The organism is Geminicoccus flavidas, assembly GCF_009806515.1.
GTDB classification, from domain to species: Bacteria; Pseudomonadota; Alphaproteobacteria; order Geminicoccales; family Geminicoccaceae; genus Geminicoccus; species Geminicoccus flavidus.
The window spans coordinates 1-3,452 of sequence record NZ_WUJP01000053.1; the positions used below are offsets into that span (position 1 = coordinate 1).

The following is a 3,452-nucleotide window of genomic DNA, read 5'->3' on the forward strand; positions in this document are numbered from 1 at the left end:
CGACCGTGCTGGACACCGCACTTGGGTGCGCGGTGGTGACCACGCTGGCGCCCGGCCAGGGCACCGCCACGATCGAGCTGTCCACCCGGTTCCTGCGGCCGATCTTCCCCGAGACCGGCCCGGTGATCGCGACCGGTACCGTCCTCAATCGCGGCCGGCGCCTGGTGCTGGCAGAGGGACGGATCGTCTCGGAAAAGGACGGCAAGCTGCTGGCGCAGGCCACCGGGACCTGGACAGTCCTGGAGGCGGAGGCCAGGTAGCGCTGCCAGCCGCCCGCGTCCCCGGCCAGTCCCCGCCTTCCCGGGGTCGCCGGGGCGCGGCCCCCTTTCCCGGGGCCGTGCGGCGGGACGGGATCAGTCGCCCCAGGTCGGCAAGGCGCCCAACTGCTCCTTCGTCAGGCTGGTGACCAGGCCGTTCTCACCCTTGGTGAGCTGGTCGATCTCGATCACGACGTCCTTGTCGCCCATGCCGAGGAAGCCGCCCACTTCCGCCGACACCGCCGTGACCTGGCCTTCCGGCGTCATCAGGACCTCGTCGATCTCGCCGATGTTCTCGCCATTGGCGCCCACCAGGTCGAGATCCTCCACCTCGTCGGCGGTCAGCCCGAACGCCTCGACCCTGGCCGCGTCATCCGCCTCGACCAGCGTGGCCGTCTGCGCATGAGCGATGCCGGCCACGCCCAGGATGGCGCCGACGAGGATCCATTGCCGCATCATATGTCACTCCTGTTTTGACCGTTCTGGCGCTACCAACCGCCAGGATCGACCGGTGGTGCCGTGGCATGCGGGACATTTCCGTCCATTCAGGCACCAGTCAGGGTGACCGGCCAAGCAGTGCATGCCATCGCGATAACCATCCTCACGGCTCGGCGCTAAGTCCCGGCACAATGGTGACGGGCTTGCAGCCGAGCGGGCATGGACGTGATCGCCGGGCGAACCTTGTCGCTGGCCGAGCATGTGGCTGTGGGGCATGGCAAGCTGCAGGCTGGAAAGCGTCAGGACCTCAGGCCGGGGTCGGGCTTTGCTGTTCTCTGTCATCTACTGACATTCCCTCTGCGACAACCTGATCGTCAGCTCATGGCAGTAGCCGCCAGCGCCATGGCCACAGCGTCTATGGTCGCGGGTGATCTATGCAGAAGATGATTTCATGCAAGCAGGGGATAGCCAGAAAGGCAGCAATCGTCCGCGCCAATGATTGCCTCTGCAATTGACAGAAACTTGCTCATAGGATGAATGTATTTATAGACGATGAGAATATAATTGATTTCCAAATTACCGGATGAGATTTCTGGATATGTGAAGCTTACGTCTGACGATTCATAAGCCTTGCACTCTCCCCGGAGCGGACGCTCAATGACCTGCTGCGGGCGCCGTCGCGGCTGAGGGCCGCGGCCGCGCCTATCCAGGGAGGAGAACCATGTCAGTTCCCGACCGGTCGAGCTGTCCCCCATGCCGCCTGATCATGGCGCTGGCAGGGACCACTGCAGTGCTGCTTGCCACGATCAGCCCTGGTGGCAGCGACAGCGCGTCAGCGCAAGAACTGGGGCCTCTCACCCGCGTCAGCACCGGTAAGAGCTCGTTTACCAGCTGTACGGCTGACAAGCCTGCCCAGCAGCAGGGCCAACTCTTCCGCAATACCGAGATCGAGCCGTTCGTAGCGGCCGACCCAAGCCACCCGAGCAATCTGCTCGTCGGCTACCAGCAGGATCGCTGGTCCAACGGTGGCGCGCGCGGTGACGTGGCCGGGGTGAGCCTGGATGGCGGTGGATCATGGCGCACGGTCACCCTGCCAGGGGTTGCGCGCTGCTCTGACGGCGAATTCCTCCGCGCCTCTGATCCTTGGGTCGACTTCTCCCGCAGCGGCGTCGCCTACTTCATGAGCCTGGCGTTCGAGGCCGATCTGACCACACGGACCGGCGAGTTCGCTGGCTACGGCCGGAACGGGATGCTCGTGAGCCGCTCGACCAATGGCGGCTTGAGCTGGAGCGCGCCGGTCACCCTGACCGAAATCAGCAATCGTCACTTCCTCAACGACAAGAACTCGCTCACCGCCGACCCAAACGATGCCGACCTGGCCTACGCGGTCTGGGACAGGCTGGTGGTCTTCCAGCTTCCGCCGCCTGCCGGTTTCCCCTCCGGCGGCGGACCAGTCGGGGCGCGTGCGCGGGCAAAGTGGCTCAAGGACGCACAGGCGGCGAAAGCGGCAGCACAGGAGAGGCAGCCGACCCAGATCGTCTTCGCCGGGCCCACCCGCTTCACGCGGACCACGAACGGCGGCCGGAGCTGGGAGCGGCCCAGAGTCATCGTCAATCCCGGACCGAACGCGCAGACCATCAACAACATCATCGTCGTCCAGCCGAACGGGACCCTGATCAACTTCTTCACCCACATCTACGCAAACGGGGCGTCGCAGATCGAGCTGCTGCGCTCCTTCGACAAAGGGCGCAGTTTCGAGCGCCGGCCGACCGCGATCGATCTGACCTTTGGCTTTGGCACGATCACGCCGGACGCCCAGGAGCGGGTACGTGATGCCGGAATCCTGTTCGACGTCGCGGTCGATCCGGACAGCGGTGCACTCTATCTGGTCTGGCAGGACCTCCGTTTCCGCGGTGTCGATGAGGTCGCCTTCGCCATGTCGACCGACGGCGGCAGCAACTGGTCCGAGCCCATACGGGTCAACCAGACGCCGGCCAATGCCAACAGGTTCCGTCAGCAGGCGTTCATTCCCGCCATCGAGGTCGGTCCGGACGGGCGGCTTGTGGTCACCCACTACGACTTCCGCAACGACCAGGGCGAAGGTGAGCGCACCGACTACTGGGCCGTGTTCTGCGACCCGAGGGCGGACGACTGCCGCAGGGCGTCGAGCTGGGGCGATGAGCGGCGGCTGACCGAGCGATCGTTCAACATGCTTGACGCGCCGGTGGCCGGAGGACGCTTCCTGGGCGACTATATGGGCCTGGAGCGGGCCGGTGGGGCGGTCCATCCGGTCTTCGGGATCGCGACCGACCGGAACCGCACCGACCTGTTCACTCGCCGGATCACCTTCGGCGCCGCTGGCAGCACCGCGCGCACCGTCACCGAAGCAGCGAGGGAGTAGCGGTCATTCCGCCAGGCTGGCGGGCGAGCCGGAGCCAGTGGCAAACCGGGGATGTAACACCCGGAGCGGGATCGGGCGCAGGCGGCTGTATTGGGGCTGCGGCGTCACCGTTGGCCATCATGGCCCGCTGGTATCCGGCTGTCGTCGACTGGGCCGGCCTGACGCATCGCAGCACCAGGCCGGATCCACCATGGTTCCTGGCCCCGCCAACTCGTCCGGAACCGGCCATGTCCCGGTCGCCGAGGTGGACAGTTCCACCCTGTCGCCTGCCCAAACACAAACGACCGCAGCGGCAGTACCCGTTGCGGTCGTCCTGTTCGGCACTCGCTGAGTTCGCGGGGTTCAGGCCCCGCCGG

At 65.9% G+C, this 3,452-nt stretch carries 3 protein-coding genes; 2 read left to right on the forward strand and 1 reads right to left on the reverse strand.

The window, feature by feature from the left end; genetic code table 11:
- Window positions 1-260 (forward strand): PaaI family thioesterase (locus EQG76_RS01405; RefSeq protein ID WP_159709931.1); only part of this gene is annotated, 260 nt, incomplete at its 5' end.
- Window positions 261-353: 93 nt separating this feature from the next.
- Here EQG76_RS01405 and EQG76_RS01410 read toward each other — a convergent pair.
- A complete protein-coding gene (locus tag EQG76_RS01410; protein WP_159709933.1) occupies window positions 354-716 on the reverse strand; it encodes a PRC-barrel domain-containing protein in 363 nt (120 codons plus the stop codon).
- Between the two features lie 700 nt (window positions 717-1,416).
- On the opposite strand from EQG76_RS01410, the gene EQG76_RS01415 reads away from it, so the two are divergent.
- Window positions 1,417-3,096 (forward strand): sialidase family protein, encoded by a 1,680-nt coding sequence (locus EQG76_RS01415; RefSeq protein ID WP_200840469.1) that lies wholly within the window; start codon window positions 1,417-1,419, stop codon window positions 3,094-3,096.
- Window positions 3,097-3,452: the final 356 nt, after the last annotated feature.